Here is a 19,428-nt window from a genome sequence, read left to right on the forward strand (position 1 = left end):
CCGGCGGACACGCCGTCACCACGTGACGGGCAGCGCCTGCGGACCCCGGATCAGCGCGCTGCGCCGCCACGGCACCCGCTCGGCGGGCACCGCGAGGCGCAGGTCCGGCAGCCGGTCCAGGAACGCCTCGACCAGCAGCTCGATCTCCATCCGCGCCAGCAGTGCCCCGGTGCAGAAGTGCGGCCCGTGCCCGAACGACACATGCGGGTTGGGTGAGCGGTCCACGTCGATCCGCTCCGGGTCGGGGAAGACCTCCGGGTCGCGGTTGGCCGCCAGGTACGACACGTACACCGCGTCCCCCGCCGCGATCCGCATGCCCCGCAGCTCCACGTCCTCCAGCGCGATCCGCGCCAGTCCCACCGACGAGCGGTGCGGGATGTACCGCAGCAGCTCGTCCAGCGCCCGGGGCCGCGCCTCCGGCTCCTCGCGCAGCCGCTCCCGCAGCCGCGGCCGGGTCAGCAGCAGGTAGAGCATGTTGCCGCAGTTGTTGGTGACGGCCTCCCCGCCGATCTGCACGGGGCCGACGAGCCCCACCGCCTCCTCCTCGGTGATGTCGCCGGCGGCGACGGCCGCGCCCAGGAGCGACAGGATGTCCTCACCGGACCCCGGGGCCGCCCTGCGAGCCGCGATCTCCCGGGCGAACCACCCGTACATCTCGTCCTTGGCCCGGCCCGTCGCCGCGGCGCCCTTCGCGGTGAACAGGATGTCGTCCACCCAGCCGCTCATCCGCTCCCGGTCGCCGTCCGGCACGCCCATCAGCTCGCAGATCACCGCCGTGGGGAACGGGCCCAGCACCCGCTCGACCAGGTCCGCCGGGGGCCCGTCGCGCAGCATGCCGGCCACCAGCTCGTCGAGCATCTCCCGCGCCCGCTCCCGCAGCCGCTCCACACCGCGCGCGGAGAACGCCGGTGCGACGGCGCGGCGCAGCCGGTTGTGGTCCGGCGGCTCGGCGAAGGCCAGCGACCCGGGCTTCGGCTTGAAGTGCGGGGCGACCCGCGTGACCGCCATGTCCGGCACCGGCGCGCGGCTGAAGCGCGGGTCGTTCACGACCGCCTTCACGTCCTCGTACCGGGTCACCAGCCAGGCCCAGCCCTCGCCGTGCGGCAGCTGGATCCGGCTCACCGGCCGCTCCCGCATCAGCTCTTCGAGCACCGGGTCGAAATCGGTGGCCTTGAGGTCGAGCGCCGGCCAGGACCGCACGGGCGGCGGTTCCAGGGGCGGTGGTGCGACGGTGTCCTCGATCACGCGCGTGTCTCCGTTTCCTGACTGACGGTGGTTCCCGACGGCGCTCCCCGGCGGTGTCCGGGCGCCCCCTCCCTCACCTTCGGCCCCACCCGCGCGGACCACCCGCTGGACTACTCCGGACGGTCCGCCCCCGGCCGCCCGGACCGACGGCCCTCGGCCGCACGGCCCCGGGACCCGGCCCCGAACCGGAGACGAACGGGTGAATCCGGCCACGTCAGCGCCCCCGGAGCGTGACGGGCCCCGGGGCCCCGGGTTAGCAAGGCGGCCCGGGATCCGGCCCCTGACGAGAAGGAAAAAATATGATCAAGAAGGTCGTTGCCACCGCGAGCGTCGCCGCAGCCGCCCTCGGTCTCTGGTCGCCGGCGGCCTTCGCCGTCGGCGACCACTCCGTCGACACGCAGAACGGCAACCACTCCCAGCAGGTGTACGGCAACACCGTCACCGGCGGCACGGCGAGCCCGCAGCTGGGCCTCGTCCAAGGCTCCCTGAACAAACTGTGCGCCGGCGTGCCCGTCGCGGCCGACGTGCAGAACATCCTGCTCCTCAACGTCGGCGTGCAGGACCTGGCGAACGACGACCAGAACCAGCAGTGCGCGGAGAACTCGACGGCGGTCAAGGGCGACAGCGCCCTGTCGCACCTCCTCGGCAACGTCCTCTCGGAGAACGGCTCCGCCTCCGTCCGCTGACGCGCGCCCCGCGACGGGCCGGCCGGGACCTCCCGGCCGGCCCGTCGGCGTGCGCGGTCGCGAACCGGCGCACGCCGACGGCGGCGGCACGCCCCACGGCGGCGCCGGGCGCGCACCGCGCCCGGCGGGACCCGGACCGGACACCCCCTAGGGCCACGGGGGCGGCAGGACGTCCAGCCGTACCGGTGCCGCCGCGGCCGGCTCCGGCAGCCGCAGGCCGCCCGCCCCGGGGGTGAGCGAACCGAGGACCCGCGCACCGCGGGCACCGGTGCACCCCGGCAGCGTGCCGGGCAGGCCCAGGACCGTGAGGAAGCCCAGCACGGCGAAGGCGTACGCCTCCTTGGCCGCCGCGGGCAGCCCCAGCTCGTCGGAGACGCGCAGCGGGATCCGCCCCAGCGCGGCCCGCAGCATCGCCGTGAGCGTCGGGTTGCGCACGCCGCCGCCGGACGCGACGACCTCGGTGCCGCCGAGGCCGCGCACCGCCCCCGCGACCGTCTCGGCGGTGAGCCGGGTGACCGTGGCGACCAGGTCCGCGGCCGCGACCGGGGCGCCGTGCGCCGTGAGCGCCGCCCGCAGGTACTCCGCGTGGAACAGCTCCTTGCCGGTGGTCTTCGGCGCCGGCGCCGCGTAGTACGGCTCGGCGAGCAGCCGCCGCAGCAGGGCCGGGTCCACCCTGCCCCGCGCGCCGAGCGCGCCGTCCTCGTCGATGTCGCGCGCGCCGTCCGTGACGAGCCGCACGGCCGCGTCGACGAGGGCGTTGCCCGGGCCGGTGTCGAAGGCGACCGGCCCCGCCGGGCCCGCCGGGCCCGCCGCGACGGTGACGTTGGCGATGCCGCCCAGGTTCAGTGCGACCGGCCGGCCCGGGCGGCCGCTCAGCCACAGCACGTCCACCAGGCTCACCAGCGGCGCGCCCTGGCCGCCCGCGGCGACGTCCCGGGTGCGCAGGTCGGAGACGACCGTTCGGCCGGTCGCCTCGGCGATCCAGGCCGGCGCCCCCAGTTGCAGCGTGCCGTGGACGCGGCCGCCCTCCACCCAGTGGTAGACGGTCTGGCCGTGGGAGACGACGAGGTCGGCGCGCCCGCCGCACAGCTCCCGGTCGGCCCGTACGGCCACCTCGGCGAAGGCCCGGCCGACGCCGGTGTCCAGCCGGCACACCTCGTGCAGCGTCGTCGCGGCCGGGGGCAGCGCGGCGGCCAGTGCCGCGCGCAGCGCGGGCGGGTAGCCGGCGCTGACCAGGCCCAGCGGCCGCAGCGCGAGGGTGTCCCCGGTGAGCGTCAGCTCCGCGGCGGCCGCGTCGACCGCGTCGTACGAGGTGCCCGACATCATCCCGATGACCCGCATGACCTCCGCCTTCCCTGTGCTCCGGCCCCCCGGCGCGCCGGCCCCGACCGGCCGGCAGTGCGGTCACTCCCGCAGCGCGTGCCGGTGGTCGTCGCCCCGCAGCGTGGCCAGGGCGAGCGTGCCGACGGCGCAGCAGGCGATGACGTAGTAGGCGGGGATGTCGGGGCTTCCCGTCCGCCGGGCCAGTTCGGTGACGAGCAGTCCGGCGCAGCCCGAGAAGACCGCGTTGGCCAGCGCGTACGTCACCCCGAGCCCCGTGTGGCGGACCCGGGTGGGGAACATCTCGGCGAGCATGGCCGGGCCGGGCCCGGCCATCAGCCCCACGACGGCCCCGGCGGCCGCGACCCCGGCGCCCTTCGCCCACGGCGGTGCGGCCGGGTCCTGGAGCAGGCGCAGCAGCGGCAGGGCCACCACCGCCGCCAGGAGCGCGCCGCTCACCATCACCGCCCGCCGGCCGACCCGGTCGCTCAACGCGCCGGCCGGCAGGATCGCCGCGGCGAAGCCGAGGTTGGCGACGACGGTCGCGGCCAGCGCCTCTCGCAGGCTCGCGCCGAGCGACGCCTGGAGGTAGGAGGGCAGCACCACGAGGAAGGTGTAGCCGGCCGCCGACCACGCCATCAGCCGCCCCGCGCCGAGTACCACCGCCGCGGCCGACTCCCGCGCGGAGGCGGCGGCCCGCGCCGCCGGAGCGGCGGCGCTGGCCCGGCGGAACGCCGGCGTCTCCTCCAGCGCCAGCCGCAGCCACAGCGCGGCCAGCCCCAGGGGCAGCGCCATGAGGAACGGCAGCCGCCACCCCCACGCCTCGACCTGCGGGCCGGTCAGCGCCGTCGCGACGAGGGCGGCGGCGCCGGCCCCGGCGAGCAGCCCGAGCGCCACCGTGAACGACTGCCAGGCCCCGTACAGGCCGCGCCGCCCGGGTGGCGCCGACTCGGTCAGTACCGCGACCGCGCCTCCGAACTCGCCGCCCGCCGACAGGCCCTGCACGACCCGCAGCGCCGTCAGCAGCCAGGGAGCGGCGGCTCCGGCGACGGCGTACGTGGGCAGCAGCCTGATGAGGGTCGTCGCCGCCGTCATCAGCGAGAGCACCAGGACGAGCGTCGGCCGCCGCCCGATCCGGTCGCCGAGCCGGCCGAAGAGGAGGGCGCCCACGGGGCGGAAGAAGAAGGCCAGCGCGAACGCCGCGTAGGTGCGGACGAGCGCCTCGGCCCCGTCCCCGCCGTCCGGGGTGAAGAAGTTCCGGGCGACGACCGTCGCGAGGTACCCGTAGACGCCGAACTCGTACCACTCGATGAAGTTGCCCACCGACCCGGCGACGAGGGCCCGGGTGGGGCGCGCCGCCCCGGGGGTCCCCGCCGGGTCCCGCACGGACGTGGTCATGGACCGAGCCTGCCACGCGGCGCGGTGTTCACGGGAGCAACCGGAAGGTCGGCGCGTTGCCCCGGCCGGGTCCGCGCGGCCGCGGTGCCACCCCGACGGCCGGGGGAGTACCGCCGCCCCGCGTACGGGCGTCCGGCGCGCGCCGGACGGGGCGGGCGTCGCGGCGCGTGAAGGAGAGCCGGGCACGCGCGGGCGCCGGGCGGAGGCGGGGGAGAACCTCGCCAACGGGGATCAAGTCCCGTTCACCGCCCCGGACTCACCGGAAGCGGAACCTTGGGCAAACATCGGGCCATTACGTGACCCTGCGTCAAGAGCGCTCACTCGAAAGGGCTATGCTCGGCGATCGTCGTCATTGATCTTTCTCGTCGATGGGTTTGAGGGTGCTGATGGTCCGCGAGGAATCGTCGCCCGGAAGTGGAAGCCCGCGGTCCGCGGCATCTTTCGTGTGGCTGCTGCCCGCCGCTCTGATCGCCGTCGCCACCGGGGTCGCCGTGGCCCTGGTGCCGACCGCCGCACGGGGGCCGGTGGCGGCCTGCGGGGTGGTGTCCGCGCTCGCGCTGGCCCTGCTCGGCGCCGAGGTCGCACGCCGGGGACGGGTGATCGAGGAACTGCGCCGTACGGTCGCCGCCCGGGACACCGCCCTGGCCCGGCGGCACGCCGAGACCGCCCACCTGGCGGGCACGCTGCTGCCGGACGCCGTCCGGCGGCTGCGCCAGGGCGACTTCCCCGAGGACGTCCTCGGCGCGCTCACGGCCCCCGACGAGCACCAGGCCGTCGTCCGCGTCGTCGTCGACGCCGTCGTCGCCGAGGAGGACCTGCGCGAGTCCGCGCAGCGCGCCTTCGTCAACATCGCCCGCCGCGTCCAGGCGATCGTGCACCAGCAGGCCCAGGAGCTGCGGGAGATGGAGGACCGGCACGGCAACCGCCCCGAGGTCTTCGGCGACCTGCTCCGCATCGACCACGGCACCGCCCTGATCGGCCGTCTCGCCGACTCGATCGCCGTCCTCGGCGGCGCCCGCCCGGGCCGCCAGTGGAGCCGTGCCGTCCCCCTGTACAGCGTGCTGCGCGGCGCCATGTCGCGGATCATCGACTACCAGCGAGTCGAGCTGCACTCCGTCACCGAGGTCGCCGTCACCGGTCCCGCCGTCGAGCCCCTCATCCACGCGCTGGCCGAACTGCTCGACAACGCCACCCGCTACTCGCCGCCGCAGACGAAGGTCCACCTGACCGCCGTCGACGTGCAGTCCGGCATCGCCGTCGAGATCGAGGACGGCGGCGTCTCCATGAGCGAGGAGGCCCGCAAGCGCGCCGAGCGGATGCTGCGCCAGGCCCAGCAGGGCATCGACCTCAACGACCTGGGCGAGACCCCCCGCCTCGGCCTCGCCGTCGTCGGCCGGCTGGCGCAGGCGTACGGCTTCCAGGTGTCCCTGCGCTCCTCCGCCTACGGCGGCGTCCGGGCGGTCGTCGTCGTGCCGCAGGAGCTGATCACCACCGTCGCCGCGGCCTCCGGCCTCGCCCACGGCATCGGCGCCTCCTCCGTGCCCCGCACCGCCGTCCCGGCCGTCCCCGCCGCCTCCGCCCCCCTCCCGGCCCGCGCGGAGCGTCCCGCGACCGGACCGGCGGCGGACGGCGAGGCCCCGCCGGTCGTCGAGCGGGCCCCGAACGGCCTGCCGCAGCGGCGCCGCAGGCAACCGCTCGCCGAGCCGCCGCAGTCCGCGGCCGCCGCACCGGCCGCACCCTCGGGGCAGGCGTCGCCGACGCCCGCGACCCCGGCTCCCGACCAGGAGCCGTCACCTCAGGTGCAGCCCGGGATGTGGCTGGCCGCCTTCCAGAGCGGCCTGACCGGGGAGCCCAACGACGCAAGCAAGGGGAACTCGCAGCAATGATCAAGCAGCAGGCCAATATGGACTGGATGCTCAAGGACCTCGCGGAAGGCGTGCCGCAAACCCGACACGTGGTCGTGCTCTCCGCCGACGGTCTGCGCATGGCCCAGTACGGCACCGACGACGACACCGCCGACCGGCTGGCCGCGGCCTGCGCCGGCCTCCAGTCGCTCGCCGGCGCCGTCGCCTCGGAACTGCCGCACAGCGACGGGCGCATGCGGCTCGTCGTGATCGAGATGGACGGCGGCTTCTTCTACCTGATGGCCGCGGGCGTCGGCGCGTACCTGGCCGTGCTCGCCGGCGAGGGCGTCGACGCCGGGCTGATGGGCCAGCGCATGAGGGACCTGGTCCTGCGGATCGGGGAGCACCTGAGCAGCCCGCCGCGCCAGGACGGGCAGGGCGCCAGGTGAGTGACGCGGGCGGCGGTGACTGGGAGGAAGCCAGTCCCGAGCGGCTCTACGTGATCACGGGGGGACGCAGCGGCGGGTCGGCGCCCGCCGAACTGGACCTCGTCACGCTCATCGTGGCGAAGTCCGGGGCGAAGCCCGGGATGCAGCCCGAACACGCGGCGATCGTGCGACTGTGCCAGTCGCCGCTGTCGGTGGCGGAGGTCTCCGCCTACCTGGGCCTCCCGGTCAGCGTCGTCACGGTGCTGCTCGGCGACCTCCTCGCCGACAACCGCATCGTCGCCCGCGCCCCCGTCCCACCCGCCCGACTCCCCGACCGCGCGTTGATTGAGGCAGTGATCGATGGACTACAGAAGCTCTGAGCAGCCCGGCTCCGAGCAGCACGGCGAGGGCGCGGTGCGGGGACCGCGCACCGAGGACGTGCTGCCGGAGACGGCCACCACCGCCGTCAAGGTGGTGATCGTGGGCGGGTTCGGCGTCGGCAAGACCACCTTCGTCGGCTCCGTCAGCGAGATCCGCCCCCTCACCACCGAGGAGACGATGACGCAGGCCGGGGTCGGCGTCGACGACACCTCCGGCGTCGACGGCAAGACCTCGACGACCGTGGCCATGGACTTCGGCCGGATCAGCATCAACCACGAGCTGGTCCTCTACCTCTTCGGCACGCCCGGCCAGGAGCGCTTCTGGTTCCTGTGGCGGGGACTGTTCGAGGGAGCGCTCGGCGCGGTCGTCCTCGTCGACACCCGCCGCCTGGAGGTGAGCTTCGACGTGCTCGGCCGCCTGGAGGAGCGGCGTGTGCCGTTCGTGGTCGCCGTGAACACCTTCCCCGACGCGCCGGCCTACCCGCTCGAGGATCTGCGCACCGCCCTGGACCTGCCCGCGTCCGTGCCGATCGTGCCCGTCGACGCCCGGGAGCGCGGTTCGAGCCGGGACGTCCTGATGACGTTGATGCGCTACCTCCAGACCCTCGCCATGACCCAGGAGGCGTCATGACCACCCACGGGCCCGACCCGGCCGCCGGCCTGACCCCGCCTCCCGGCTGCCCCGCGCACGCCCTCGGGGCCGGTACCCCCCGCCGCATCCACGGTCCCGAGGCTGAACGCGACCCGCGGGCCTTGTACGAGGAACTGCGCCGCCGCCACGGCCCGGTCGCCCCGGTCCTGCTCCACGGCGACCTGCCCGCCTGGATCGTCCTCGGCCACCGGGAGAACCTGGAGGTCATGCGGTCGCCGTCGCGGTTCTCCAACGACTCGCGGCTGTGGCGGATGTTCGAGGAGGGGCGGGTCCCCGCCGACTCGCCGCTGCGCCCCATGGTCGAGTGGCAGCCGCTGTGCGTCTTCACCGACGGGGCCGAGCACGAGCGCCTGCGGTCGGCCGTCCGCGACGGCCTGGAGCAGTTCGACCGCCGCGGCGTCCGCCGCTACGTCATCCGCTACACGGACCAGCTCGTCGACGGGTTCGCGGCGGAGGGCCGGGCCGACCTCATCGAGGACTTCGCGGAGAAACTGCCGATGCTGGTGATGACCCAGCTGTTCGGCATGCCCGAGGAGTACGGGCCGCACCTCGTCGACGCCACCCTCGACCTGATGAAGGGCACCGAGACGGCCGTCGCCAGCAACGAGTTCGTCGTCGGGACGCTGCGGACGCTCATGGAGCGCAAGAAGGCCGACCCCGGGCAGGACTTCGCCAGCCGGCTCATCGGCCACGAGGCCGGCCTCACGGACGACGAGGTCCTGGAGCACCTGCGGCTCGTACTGATCTCCGCCAACGAGACCACCGTCAACCTCATGGCCAACACGCTGCGGCTGGTCCTCACCGACCGCCGCTTCCGCGCGAACCTGGCCGGCGGCCACATGACGCTGCCGGACGCGCTGGAGCAGGTCCTGTGGGACGACCCGCCGCTGTCGGCGATCACCGGCCGCTGGGCCACCGGGGACACCGTGCTCGGCGGGCAGCGGATCCGGGCGGGGGACATGCTGCTGCTGGGGCTCGCCGCCGGCAACGTCGACCCCGAGATCCGCCCCGACCTCGACCGCCCGCTGCTCGGCAACCGGGCCCACCTTTCCTTCAGCAGCGGGCCGCACGAGTGCCCCGGCCAGGACATCGGCCGCGCCATCGCCGACACCGGGGTGGACACGCTGCTCTCCCGCTTGCCCGACCTGCGGCTCGCCGTGCCCGAGGGCGAACTACGCTGGTCGGCCTCGTGGTTGTCCAAGCGGCTCGCGGCCCTGCCGGTGGAGTTCACGCCGCCCGCCTCCGCGGCGGTGCCGAGCGGGGCGGGCGCGCCGAAGGACTTCGCGTCGACCGTGCCCGGACCGCTGCCCGCGCAGGTGCCCGGTCCGCCGTCGGGCGCTGCGGACGCGCCGCGGGCCCCGGCGCCCGCCCGGAGGAGCCGGTGGAGCGCTTTCTTCCGCTCCGCTGACTGAAGTCGGGTGACATGTCCGGGTCGGGGGTGATCGTCCCGGTGGGAACGGTGACGACAGCTGGCTACTATGCGCCGTAGTTGATCAGATTCAGGCGCGGATGGCGTCTTTTTGACGCTTCGTCGCGCCGGAACGACACGTCGCACCGCGACGAGAGGAGGCCGCAGTGGGGCCCGGTCTGAGAGTGCCGCCGCTCTTCTCTCCCATCCCGCCGGCGATCCACCCGTGCCACGCGCGGGCCGACGTCCAGACGGCGGCCTGGGCCGAGACCTTCCGCATAGGCTCCGACGAGCTGCGCGGACGGCTCGTCTCCCAGTCCATCGGCACCTTCGCCGCCCGCATCCTCCCCGAGGGGCGCGAGGAGGTCGTGTCGCTCCTCGCCGACTTCGTCCTGTGGCTCTTCGGCGTCGACGACGGCCACTGCGAGGAGGGCGCACTCGGCCGCCGCCCCGGCGACCTCGCGGGCGAGCTGCACCGCCTGCTGCGCGTGGCCCAGAACCCCGAGGCGCCCCTGCTCCTCGACGACCCGCTGGCGGCCGGCCTGCGGGACCTGCGGCTGCGGATCGACCGCTACGGCACCCCCGGCCAGGCGGCCCGCTGGGTGGACGCCCTGCGCGAGTACTTCTTCTCCGTGGTCTGGGAGGCGTCCCACCGCCGGGCCGGCACGGTCCCCGACCTCAACGACTACACGCTGATGCGCCTCTACGACGGCGCCACCTCGGTCGTCCTGCCCCTGCTGGAGATGGGCCACGGCTACGAGCTCCAGCCGCACGAGCGCGACCGGACGGCGGTGCGCGCGGCGGCGGAGATGGCGTCCTACGTCATCACCTGGGACAACGACATCCTCTCGTACCACAAGGAGCGGAAGGAGAGGGGGGCCACCGGCTACTACCTCAACGTGCTCAGGGTCCTCCAGCACCACGAGGGGCTGACCCCGCAACAGGCACTGCGCGCGGCGATCTCCCAGCGCGACCGGGTCACCTGCCTGTACCTGCGCCTCACCCGTCACCTGGCCGCGCACGGCAGCCCGCAGCTGCGCCAGTACCTGCGCACCCTCGACAGCTTCATCCGCGGCGCCCAGGACTGGGGCGTCAGCTCGGTCAGGTACACGACGCCGGATGACCCGGCCTCGATGCCCGCCACCTTCCGCGACACCCCCGCGGACGACAGCGGCGAACCCCTCGACACCCCGGCCGTCTCCTGGTGGTGGAACCTCCTGGCCCCCGGGGGCCCAGCCGACGCGACAGCCGGCCCGTCGTCGCGCGACGCCGCCCGGAAGACCTCGCAGAGCTAGGCGGGCCGCGGAAGCCGACACCCCGGGCGGCCTTCGGCAGGGCCCGGCCCGCTCCCGCTGCGCGTGGTTCCGCGGACCGCGCGGACGGCTCGATCTGCCCTTGTGCCGTACCGGCGTACCGGCGAACGATACCCCCGGGGGTACCGCGCCACACTCGCCCGGACACCCCCGCAGGTACGTTCCGCGACCCGGAAACGCCGAAAGGAGTGTGCCGGTGTTCTTCGTCGACACCATCCGGACCGAGGGGTTGGGCAACCGCAGCTACCTGGCGGGAGGGGCGGAGCAGGCGGTCGCCGTCGACCCGCCGCGCGACGTCGACCGGGTGCTCGCCGCCGTCGCGGCGCGCGGCGTCCGCCTCACGCACGTCGTCGAGACGCACGTCCACAACGACTACGTCACCGGCGGCCTCGACCTCGCCCGCCTCACCGGCGCCGCCTATCTCGTCCCCGCCGGCGCGCGGGTCTCCTTCGCCCACGTCCCGGTGGCCGACGGCGACCGCGCCGCGATCGACACGGGGCTGGCGCTGCGGGCCATCGCCACCCCCGGCCACACCCCGCACCACACCGCGTACGTCCTGGAGGACTCCGGCACCCCGGTCGCCGCCTTCACCGGCGGCTCCCTCCTCATCGGCACCGTCGGCCGCCCCGACCTCGTCGAACCGGGACTCACCGAACGGCTCGCCCGCGCCCAGCACGCCTCCGCGCACCGGCTCGCCGCCGAACTCCCCGACGACACCGCCGTCCTGCCCACGCACGGCTTCGGCAGCTTCTGCGCCTCCGCGCGGAGCGGCGCCGGCGGCGAGACGTCCACCATCGGCGCCGAGAGGACCGGCAACACCGCCCTCACCGCCCAGGACGTGGACGCCTTCGTCGCCGACCTCCTCGCCGGCCTCGACGACGTCCCCGCCTACTACGCGCACATGGGCCCCCTGAACGCCGCCGGCCCCGCCCCCGTCGACCTGACGCCGCCCGCCCTCGCCGACGCCGACGAGATCGCCGCCCGTCTCGCGGCGGGGGAGTGGGTCGTGGACCTGCGCAGCCGCGTGGCCTTCGCCGACGGGCACGTCGCGGGGTCGTTCAACATCGAGGCGGACGGGCAGCTGGCCACTTGCCTCGCCTGGCTCGTCCCCTGGGGGCGCCCCGTCACCCTGCTCGCCGAGACCCCGCGGCAACTCGCCGAGGCGCAGCGCGAACTCGTCCGCGTCGGCGTCGACCGCCCCGCCGCGGCCGCCACCGGCGATCCCGCCGGCTGGATACGGGACGGCGAGACCCTCGCCTCCCACCCCCGCGCCACCTTCGCCGACCTCGCCGAGGCCACCTCCCGCGACCCGCGGGACGTCGTCGTCCTCGACGTGCGCCGCGACCGCGAACGCGCCGCAGCCGGTCACGTCGAGGGCTCGGTGCACATCCCCCTGCACCTACTCCGCGCACGACAGGGCGAGATCCCCGCCGGGACGGTGTGGGTGCACTGCGCGGCCGGGACGCGCGCCGCCGTCGCCGCGTCGATGCTCGGCGCGGCGGGCCGCGACGTCGTTGCCGTCGACGACTCCTTCGACGCCGCCGCCGGCACCGGACTGCCCCTGGTGCGCCCCCTCTGCGAGCGGGTGACCGCCCGTCAGGCCCGCCACCGGACGGCGCCCGCCGGCGGGGCGGTCCTCCTCGACGTCCGGGAGGAGCCGGAGTGGCGGGCCGGCCACGCCCCCGGGGCGGTCCACGCGCCGCTCTCCGCGCTCCGCTCCGGCGCCCCGCTCCCCGCCGCCGCGCGCGACCGGCCGCTCGTGGTGATCTGCCGCTCCGGGCAGCGCTCCCAGCACGCGGCGGCGCTCCTCACCCGGCGCGGCCGGCGGGCCGTCGACGTCGAGGGCGGCATGCACGCCTGGGCGGGCGCCGGCCTCCCCGTCGTCGACGCGGGCGGGAACCGCGGCTCGATAGCGTGACCGTCCTCGTCCTGGCCCTCACCGCGGGCACCGTCGTCGGCCTGGCGCTGGGGGCGCTCGGCGGGGGCGGCGGAGTCCTCGCCGCACCCGCCCTGATCTACCTGCTCGGCTTCGGCCCCGTCGAGGCCACCACCGCGGGGCTGGTCGTCGTGGCCGTCACCTCCGCCACGGCGCTCTACGGGCACGCCCGGGACGGCCGGGTGCGGTGGACGGCCGGCGCGCTGTTCGCCGCCGCGGGTGCGGCACCGGCCGTACTCACCGCGTCGCTGGCGGACGGGGTGCCGCGGCCGCTCCTCACCCTGGCCTTCGCCGCCGTCGCCGCCCTCGCGGCCGTGCGGATGCTGCGCCCCGCCGCCGGGACGGAGGAGGACCCGGAGCCGGTGGAGGCCCCGGAGCCGGTGGAGGCCCCGGAGGGACGGCCCTCCACCGGCGGCGGGCCCGCGCGCGCGGGTTCGCGGCCCCGCCCGCTGCGGGCCGCCGGGGCCGGGGCCGGGGTGGGGGCGCTGACCGGGTTCCTCGGGGTCGGGGGCGGTTTCCTCGCCGTACCCGCCCTCGTCGGCATGGTGGGGCTGCGCATGCGCGCGGCCGTGGGCACCAGCCTGCTCGTCATCACCGCCAACGCGCTGACCGCGCTCGTCGCCCGGGCCGGCACCGCGGCCCCCGTGGACTGGGGCGTCGTGGCCCCCTTCACCGGAGCGGCCGTCCTCGCCGCCTGGGACGGCCGGCGCCTCGCCGCCCGGGTCCCGGCCGCCCTTCTGCGCCGGGTCTTCGGGTGCGCGCTGCTCGCCGTGGCCGCGCTCATGGCCGCCGACGGGGCCGTACGCCTCCGGTGAGCGCCGGCGGCGGAGAGCGGCCCTCAGGCCAGGGAGAGGAAGAGCTTCTCCAGCCGGGTACGCGCCTCCTCGCGGTCGCCGACCGGCCCGCCGCCCTCGCCGTCCCCCGCCAGGCACTGCCGGAGGCCCGTGGCGATGATCGCGAAGCCCGCCCGGTCGAGGGCGCGCGCCGCCGCGGCCAGCTGCGTCACGACCTCCTCGCAGTCGCGTCCCTCCTCCAGCATGCGGATCACCCCGGCGATCTGCCCCTGCGCCCGCCGCAGCCGGTTCAGCACCGACTTCAGCTCGGCGCCCGCGAGTTCCAGCTCCACGACCCCTCCAACACCGCGCCGGGGCCCCGAACGCCCCGGACTCCCCGGATACCCCTGGGGGTAAAGTACCCGCCCCGCCGCCCCGGCGGCGGACGGGGCGGGCGTCAGGGCCGCGCCCGCACCCCGGCGCCGCGCGGGGCACAACGGCCGGAAAGGGCGGCTGCCCTGACGCGATCACGGCTCCCGCGTCGGGGCTCGTGCGGAAGAATCACCCCGTGCGCGGCCGCCCGCACCGGGTCGTGCCCCCGTTCCGACCGGCGCAGGGAGAGACCGATGACGACCAGCACCAGCACGCGCGTCCCCGGCCCGTCGGGGCTGCCCCTCGTCGGCTCGCTCCTCGACCTCAAGCGGGACCTCCTCGGCACCCTCATGGCAGCCCACCGCGCCCACGGCGACGTCGTGCGGATCACCGCCGGGCCGCCGGGACTGCGTTCGGAGCTGTACGCCGTGTTCTCCGCCGAGGGCGCCCAGCAGGTCCTGGCGACCTCGGCGGCGAACTTCCGCAAGGACAACGCCTTCTACCAGGAGGTGCGCCTGTCCTTCGGCAACGGCCTGCTCACCAGCCAGGACGACGAGTACCTACGGCAGCGGCGGCTGGTCCAGCCGCTGTTCACCCCCCGCCGCGTCGACCGCTACGCCGACGCCCTCACCGCCGAGGCCACCGCCCTCACCCGCGCCTGGCGGGACGCCCCCGGCGCCACCGTCGACCTCGCCGACGAGATGAACGAGCTGACGCTGCGCTCGGTCGCCCGGATCCTCTTCGGCGCCGACGTCGAGTCCGCCGTCGACGTCATCGCGCGCTGCTTCCCCGTCATCAACGACTACGTCCTCGGCCGCTCCTACGCGCCCGTCACCCTCCCGCGCCAGTGGCCGACCCCCGGCAACCGCCGGGCCGCCGCCGCGGCGGCGGAGCTGTACGCCGAGTGCGACCGCATCATCGCCCGCCGGCGCGACCACGGGGCGCCGGCCCAGGAGGACCTGCTGTCCCTGCTCACCCGGGCCGGCGGCGAGGACGGCGACCGCCTCGACCCCTCGGAGGTCCGCGACCAGGTGCTGATCTTCCTGCTCGCCGGGCACGAGACCACCGCCAGCTCGCTCTCCTTCGCCCTGCACCTGCTGGCCCGCCATCCCCGGGAGCAGCGCCTCGCCCGCGAGGAGGTCCGCGGGGTCCTCGGCGGCCGCGCCCCGCGGGCGGAGGACCTGGCGGCGCTGCCGTACCTCGGCCAGGTCGTCAAGGAGGCCCTGCGGCTCTACCCGGCCGGCCCGATCGTCAGCCGCCGCGCGGTCGCCGCCACCCCGGTCGGCGACCACGTCATCCCGGCCCGCGCCGACGTCTTCGTCGCCCCCTGGGTCACCCACCGCCACACCCGCCACTGGCCCGACCCGGAGCGCTTCGACCCGGGACGGTTCACTCCCGAGCAGGAGAGGAAACGTCACCGCTACGCGTGGTACCCCTTCGGCGGCGGGCCGCGCGCCTGCATCGGCCAGCACTTCTCGATGCTGATGTCGACCCTCGCCCTGGCGGTGGTCCTCCAGGAGTACGAACTGGAGGCCGAGACGCACGACGTGCCGGTCGACACGGGCCTCACCCTCTGCTCCAGGGTGCCCCTGCGCTGCCGGGTGCGGCCCTCGTCACACTCGCGCCTCCGAACGTGACCGAGGCGCCCCTCGCACCCTCATCCCCGGTGTGAGCGAAGGAGACGGGAGCCCGATGAGCGGTGTGAGCGACGAGGAGATCGTCCGCGCGGTGCGCGCGATCGCCGAACTGGAGGAGCGGCGCGAGGCCCTGGCCGAGCGGGTGGGGGAGCTGCGTCTCGCCGCGGCGCCCGAGGAGCTGGCCGAGCGCGACCGCACCGGCACGGAGATGGCCGCGGTGACCGACCTGATCCTGCTGGAGTGCGTCGAGACGCTGGACCGGCTGGGCCTGACGACGGCCGCGCAGGCGGTCCAGCACATGATCGACGAGGAGGGGCTCGCCGACGAGGAGTGACCGCCCGCCGGGCCGGGGAGACACCCGGCCCGGCCGGTCCCGTCCCTTCTCCGGCCGGTCCCGTCCCGACCCGGCGGGCCTGGGCGGGACAGGCACTCGACCCGGTCGCCCGGACCTCAGCCCTGCCCGCCGCCCGCCGCCGGCCCCGGTGCCGCGCCCTCGGCGGCGGGGCGCGCCACCGTGCCGGCCGCAGCCCGTACGGCCGGCTCGCCCACGTGGCTCCGCAACGTCCACAGCCGGCCGCGTTCCACGGTGAAGTCGAGGCCGCACACGTCCCGGTGGTGCTCCTCGAGCCGCCGCAGGTGCCCGCACAGCGCGCCGTACGCGGCCGGGGCCAGCCGGGCGAATTCCGCCGGCGGCAGCGCCTCGCGCGTACCGGAGGCCACGTCCTCGCCCTGCGCGCCGGGCAGGTAGCCGCCGCACACCCCGGGCCGGCCGGTGGCGGGGTCGTGGGTGAGGGCCACGCCGCTGCCGGACTCGGCGTCCCGGTTGCCGAAGACCATCGTCTGCACCGTCACGGCCGTGCCCGGCTCGTCCGGCACCCCCGCCCGGCGCCGGTGGAGCCGGGCCGGCTCCCCGTCCCACGACGCGAACGCGGCCCGCACGGCCCGGCGCAGCTGCTCGAACGGGTCCTGCGGGAAGTCCTCGCCGGTCCGCTCGCGGACGACGTCCTTGTACGTCTCGACGATCCGGATCAGGTCGCAGGCGTCCAGCCGCGACTCGTCGGCGACGTGGTGCTGGTCCTCGACGCGGTGCAGCACGCCGTCGAAGAGCGCCGGGTCGACGCCCATCACCGCCGTGCCGAACGCCCGCACCAGGCGCCGGTAGGAGTCCCACGCGAACCGCTCCCGCGCGGGCGTCCCGGCCAGCCCCAGCACGGCGTGGTCGTTGAGCCCGACGTCGAGGACCGTCGGCATCAGCCCCGGCACGGCGACCCGCGCCCCGGGCCGCACCGAGAGCAGCAGCGGGTCGTCCACCCGTCCGAGCCGTCGCCCGGAGACCCGCTCCAGACGGGCCAGGTGCTCCGCCAGCTCCGTTTCGAGCCCCGGCGGCGGCGCGCCGGTCGCGCGGAAAACCCGGTACGCCTCGGTCGTCACGGTGAAGCCGGCCGGTACCGGCAGGCCCAGGCGCGCGAGCCCGGCCAGGTCGGCTCCCTTGGCGCCGAGCAGCCCGGCGGCGTCGGCCCCGGGGCGGCCGGGAGCGCCCGCGCCGGGCTCGTCGCGGCCTTCTCCCGGCTCCTCGGCGATGTCGTACACGTATCGGACCATCGCGGCACGTCCTCCAGCTCCAGGGTTCGACGCGAACCGGGCGGCTGCCTCACGACCAGCGTGCCACCGCGGGCGCCCGGGCCGCCCGACCCGTCCGCGCCGCCGTGTCCCCGCCCGGGGCGGCCACGGCGGCGCGCGGCACGGGGCAGGTCACGCGTGGGGCACGACGGCGACCGGGCCCGGCGCGTGGTGCAGCACCGCGTGCGCCACCGAACCGATCCTCGTCCCCACCGGCGAGCGCCGCACCCGGCGGCCCACGACGACGAGGCTCGCGCCGGTGACCACCGACAGCAGCACCTGGCCCCCGCTGCCCAGCTCCACGTGCTCGGTCACCGGCACGTGCGGGTAGCGCTCGCGCCACGGTGCCAGCGCCTGCGCCAGCGCCTTCTCCTCGTACGGCACCAGGCCGCCGGCCTCGTCGACGGGCGCCAGCCCCCCGGGGCCGTAGGCGTACACCGGCGGCAGGCTCCAGGCCCGCACCGCGCGCACCCCGACGCCCCGCGCCGCCGCGGCGGCGAAGGCGAAGCCCAGGACCGCCGCGCTCTCCTCCGGGTCGCCCTGCTGGCCCACGACGACCTCGCCGCGCTCCGTCCCCGGCGCCGGCCCGTCCCCGCGCGGGGAACGCACCGCCACCACCGGGCGCTCCGCCGCCGCGATCACCTGCTGCCCGGACGACCCGAGCAGGAAGCCGAGCAGCGCCCCGTGCCCACGCGAGCCGATGACCAGCATCTCGGCCGCGTTCCCGGCGGTCAGCAGCGCGGGTACGGGCGGCGCCGGCAGGAGCTCGGCGGTCACCTCCACCTCGGGGTGCCGGCCGCGGACGTCCGCCGCCATCTCGTCCAGGGAGCGGCGCGCCCGCCGCTCCTCGGCCTCGCCGTCCTTCTCCGGCGCCCCGTCCACGGCCTGCCACAGCCAGGCCCGCACCAGGCGCAGCGGCAGCCCGCGCAGTGCGGCCTCCCGGGCGGCCCACTCGGCCGCCGCCAGGCTCTCGGGCGAGCCGTCCACTCCCACCGCGACCGCGCGGTGCGCCGGGGCCTGCGCCATGGTTCCTCCTCCGTCTCCGCGGTCCGGGTGCCGCGCCGCCGGGTGGTCCCAAGCGGCCCCCGGTCGACCCCGAGGGGTCGGAGGGCCCCGGTTCCCCGGCCCCGGCACGGCAAACCGGCCTCACCCGGCCGGTCCCGTCCGGGGCCCGCGCGACGTTCCGGCTCGTCCATGCGGGGCACACGGGTGGATCCTGGAGTCGAGGCCGGCAGCGCACCGGCCCGCACCCGATCGACGTGTCGAGGAGGACACCATGGCCCGGACGCTCGAGTGGAAGATCAGCATGGAGCTGGTGGAGGACGGGGACACCACCGAGGCGCGCGCGGTGCTGGACACCGGCAAGTCGACCGTCACCGGCCGCGGCTCCGCCCGCCGCAACCCCGAGGACGCGGACGTCCCGCTGATCGGTGACGAACTGGCCGCCAGCCGCGCGATGGGCGATCTGTCCCGGCAGCTGATGCGCCTGGCCTACAAGGACATCGGCGAGGCGGGCGCTGGCCTCTCCGACCAGGTCGAGGAGGACGCGCAGTACGGCTGGACGACGCCGGTCAGCTGAGGCCGGGGCAGGCCGCACCCCGGCCCTCGCGGGCCGGGGTGCCCGAGTACGCTCGCCCCCGGCGGCGGCGCCCCCGGCAGCGGGGCGCCGCCGACCGGGGCGCCGCCTGCCGTCGGCACGCCGGGCGAGGGCCGCCCGCCCGTCGGGGGCGGCCTGTGCAGGGCGCCGCTCAGCCCGGGACGTCGCCGGAGGCCAGGGCGCCCGTGTCGTCCGTCTCGTACGCGAGCCGGTCGTCCACCGCGACCACCCCGTCGACGGTCTCGCAGAGCCGCACCAGTATCGGCACGAGGCTGCGGTGCTCCAGCACGCCGCTGAGCGTGACCGTCCCGTCGTTGACGTCGATGGTGACGGCGGACGGCGGCAGCCCCATGGTGCGGGTCACGACGTCCTCCAGGATCTCCTCCTGGATGGCCCGGTCGCGCCGCAGGAACAGCTGGAGCAGGTCCCTGCGGCTCAGCACGCCGATGAGCCGCCCCGTGCCGTCCACGACGGGCAGCCGCTTGATGCGCCGGCGCTCCATGACGCGGGCCGCCTCGACGGCGCTCCACCGCGGCCGCGCCACGACGGCCGGGCTCGACATCAGCCCTTCGGCGGTGCTCGGCCCCTGCTCGCCGGAGGTGTGCCGGTGCAGCAGATCCGCCTCGGACACCACGCCGACGGGCCGGCCCTCCTCGTCGACGACGGGCACGGCGGTGATGCCGAACTCGTCGAGCAGCCGCGCGATCTCCTTGAAGGAGGTGCCGCGCTGTACCGCGACGACCTCCGGCGTCATCAGATCGGCCACGCTGCGCTGCCTCATCGCTCGCCCGTCCCTTCGCTCGGTCCCCCCACCGAGGA

General features: G+C 76.1%; 18 protein-coding genes and 2 pseudogenes. 13 read left to right on the forward strand and 7 right to left on the reverse strand.

The window, feature by feature from the left end; genetic code table 11:
- Positions 1 to 15 precede the first annotated feature (15 nt).
- Complete coding sequence (locus LPA54_RS09370; RefSeq protein WP_228975696.1) at positions 16 to 1,245, reverse strand: cytochrome P450; 1,230 nt, start codon at positions 1,243 to 1,245, stop codon at positions 16 to 18.
- A 299-nt stretch (positions 1,246 to 1,544) separates the two neighbouring features.
- Between LPA54_RS09370 and LPA54_RS09375 the strand changes: the two genes are divergently transcribed.
- Complete coding sequence (locus LPA54_RS09375; protein WP_228975699.1) at positions 1,545 to 1,931, forward strand: rodlin; 387 nt, start codon at positions 1,545 to 1,547, stop codon at positions 1,929 to 1,931.
- Between the two features lie 147 nt (positions 1,932 to 2,078).
- On the opposite strand, the gene LPA54_RS09380 is transcribed toward LPA54_RS09375, so the two are convergent.
- On the reverse strand, positions 2,079 to 3,272 hold the full coding sequence (locus LPA54_RS09380; protein ID WP_228975701.1) for an anhydro-N-acetylmuramic acid kinase: 1,194 nt from the start codon (positions 3,270 to 3,272) through the stop codon (positions 2,079 to 2,081).
- A gap of 63 nt (positions 3,273 to 3,335) precedes the next feature.
- Entirely contained in the window at positions 3,336 to 4,649 is a 1,314-nt protein-coding gene (locus tag LPA54_RS09385; RefSeq protein WP_228975704.1) for an MFS transporter, read from the reverse strand.
- 386 nt (positions 4,650 to 5,035) lie between these two features.
- Here LPA54_RS09385 and LPA54_RS09390 point away from each other — a divergent pair, with 386 nt between their 5' ends.
- The 9 genes and pseudogenes from LPA54_RS09390 (at position 5,036) to LPA54_RS09425 (ending at position 13,425) form a co-directional block, all read left to right on the forward strand.
- A complete protein-coding gene (locus tag LPA54_RS09390; protein WP_228975977.1) occupies positions 5,036 to 6,535 on the forward strand; it encodes an ATP-binding protein in 1,500 nt (499 codons plus the stop codon).
- A complete protein-coding gene (locus LPA54_RS09395) occupies positions 6,532 to 6,942 on the forward strand; it encodes a roadblock/LC7 domain-containing protein (protein WP_058942805.1) in 411 nt (136 codons plus the stop codon). The genes LPA54_RS09390 and LPA54_RS09395 overlap by 4 nt, the downstream gene beginning before the upstream one ends.
- Complete coding sequence (locus LPA54_RS09400) at positions 6,939 to 7,301, forward strand: DUF742 domain-containing protein (protein WP_228975707.1); 363 nt, start codon at positions 6,939 to 6,941, stop codon at positions 7,299 to 7,301. Before LPA54_RS09395 ends, LPA54_RS09400 begins: the two co-directional genes overlap by 4 nt.
- Positions 7,282 to 7,932 carry an ATP/GTP-binding protein gene (locus LPA54_RS09405; protein ID WP_228975715.1) on the forward strand — a complete coding sequence of 217 codons (651 nt, stop codon included), beginning with the start codon at positions 7,282 to 7,284 and terminating at the stop codon, positions 7,930 to 7,932. Before LPA54_RS09400 ends, LPA54_RS09405 begins: the two co-directional genes overlap by 20 nt.
- Entirely contained in the window at positions 7,929 to 9,365 is a 1,437-nt protein-coding gene (locus LPA54_RS09410; RefSeq protein WP_228975717.1) for a cytochrome P450, read from the forward strand. The genes LPA54_RS09405 and LPA54_RS09410 overlap by 4 nt, the downstream gene beginning before the upstream one ends.
- A gap of 163 nt (positions 9,366 to 9,528) precedes the next feature.
- On the forward strand, positions 9,529 to 10,656 hold the full coding sequence (locus LPA54_RS09415) for a selina-4(15),7(11)-diene synthase (protein WP_228975720.1): 1,128 nt from the start codon (positions 9,529 to 9,531) through the stop codon (positions 10,654 to 10,656).
- 214 nt (positions 10,657 to 10,870) lie between these two features.
- Positions 10,871 to 12,238 (forward strand): annotated as a pseudogene (locus LPA54_RS09420) (rhodanese-like domain-containing protein); the annotation flags it as partial.
- 72 nt (positions 12,239 to 12,310) lie between these two features.
- Positions 12,311 to 12,592, forward strand: a pseudogene (locus LPA54_RS42630) (rhodanese-like domain-containing protein); the annotation flags it as partial.
- The gene (locus LPA54_RS09425) at positions 12,589 to 13,425 is read left to right on the forward strand and encodes a sulfite exporter TauE/SafE family protein (protein ID WP_228975723.1); all 837 of its coding nucleotides are present in this window, start codon (positions 12,589 to 12,591) and stop codon (positions 13,423 to 13,425) included. The pseudogene LPA54_RS42630 and the gene LPA54_RS09425, both read left to right, overlap by 4 nt.
- 23 nt (positions 13,426 to 13,448) lie before the next feature.
- Here LPA54_RS09425 and LPA54_RS09430 read toward each other — a convergent pair whose 3' ends face one another.
- Positions 13,449 to 13,736, reverse strand: a complete 288-nt coding sequence (locus tag LPA54_RS09430) for a metal-sensitive transcriptional regulator (protein WP_228975724.1) — start codon at positions 13,734 to 13,736, stop codon at positions 13,449 to 13,451.
- 273 nt (positions 13,737 to 14,009) lie between these two features.
- On the opposite strand from LPA54_RS09430, the gene LPA54_RS09435 reads away from it, so the two are divergent.
- Together LPA54_RS09435 and LPA54_RS09440 are read left to right on the forward strand one after the other, a co-directional pair.
- Positions 14,010 to 15,392, forward strand: a complete 1,383-nt coding sequence (locus tag LPA54_RS09435; RefSeq protein WP_228975725.1) for a cytochrome P450 — start codon at positions 14,010 to 14,012, stop codon at positions 15,390 to 15,392.
- Between the two features lie 55 nt (positions 15,393 to 15,447).
- Positions 15,448 to 15,726 carry a hypothetical protein gene (locus tag LPA54_RS09440; RefSeq protein WP_228975726.1) on the forward strand — a complete coding sequence of 93 codons (279 nt, stop codon included), beginning with the start codon at positions 15,448 to 15,450 and terminating at the stop codon, positions 15,724 to 15,726.
- 116 nt (positions 15,727 to 15,842) lie between these two features.
- Here LPA54_RS09440 and LPA54_RS09445 read toward each other — a convergent pair whose 3' ends face one another.
- Complete coding sequence (locus LPA54_RS09445; protein WP_228975727.1) at positions 15,843 to 16,994, reverse strand: PEP/pyruvate-binding domain-containing protein; 1,152 nt, start codon at positions 16,992 to 16,994, stop codon at positions 15,843 to 15,845.
- Between the two features lie 150 nt (positions 16,995 to 17,144).
- The gene (locus LPA54_RS09450; RefSeq protein WP_228975731.1) at positions 17,145 to 18,038 is read right to left on the reverse strand and encodes a universal stress protein; all 894 of its coding nucleotides are present in this window, start codon (positions 18,036 to 18,038) and stop codon (positions 17,145 to 17,147) included.
- A gap of 250 nt (positions 18,039 to 18,288) precedes the next feature.
- Between LPA54_RS09450 and LPA54_RS09455 the strand changes: the two genes are divergently transcribed.
- On the forward strand, positions 18,289 to 18,591 hold the full coding sequence (locus LPA54_RS09455; RefSeq protein WP_228975733.1) for a DUF1876 domain-containing protein: 303 nt from the start codon (positions 18,289 to 18,291) through the stop codon (positions 18,589 to 18,591).
- Between the two features lie 169 nt (positions 18,592 to 18,760).
- Here the strand turns inward: LPA54_RS09455 and LPA54_RS09460 are convergent, their stop codons facing one another.
- Entirely contained in the window at positions 18,761 to 19,390 is a 630-nt protein-coding gene (locus LPA54_RS09460; RefSeq protein ID WP_228975738.1) for a CBS domain-containing protein, read from the reverse strand.
- Between the last annotated feature and the right edge of the window lie 38 nt (positions 19,391 to 19,428).

Source organism: Streptomyces sp. DH12 (assembly GCF_020873895.1).
GTDB lineage: Bacteria > Actinomycetota > Actinomycetes > Streptomycetales > Streptomycetaceae > Streptomyces.